Source organism: Acetomicrobium sp. S15 = DSM 107314, assembly GCF_016125955.1.
Classification (GTDB): domain Bacteria; phylum Synergistota; class Synergistia; order Synergistales; family Thermosynergistaceae; genus Thermosynergistes; species Thermosynergistes pyruvativorans.
The window spans coordinates 1-322 of sequence record NZ_JADEVE010000377.1 but is presented as its reverse complement, the minus strand read 5'-3'; the positions used below and the strand labels follow the sequence as shown (position 1 = coordinate 322).

General features: G+C 55.6%; 2 pseudogenes. Both read right to left on the bottom strand.

The window, feature by feature from the left end:
- Nucleotides 1-92: pseudogene (locus EZM41_RS11150) on the bottom strand (transporter substrate-binding domain-containing protein); the annotation flags it as partial.
- A 5-nt stretch (nucleotides 93-97) separates the two neighbouring features.
- Nucleotides 98-322: pseudogene (locus EZM41_RS13990) on the bottom strand (hypothetical protein); the annotation flags it as partial.

The window sequence follows — 322 nt, the reverse complement described above, 5'->3', positions numbered from 1 at the left end:
ATCTTGCCAGAAATGAGCGCCGGGATCAGGCTGTCGAAGGGCATGTCGACCCACTCCACCTTTTTGCCGAGCTCCTTGGCTATGGTTTCCACCAGCTCTATGTCGAAGCCCTGGAGCTCAACGTATACGTCATCCCCACAGATCCCCTCGTCACGTCGTCACAGGTGGAGGAAGAGCTGTTGGAGACCGTGAAAGCCGTGTGCGAAGCCGTAGAGCCTGTCGGAGAGGAGAGTATGAGGCCATCAGCCGGCATGAAGCTCAATAAATGGCCGTTGACTTCAATCTCCAAAAAGATGAGCCTCGCGAAGGCCCCTTTTGTCAC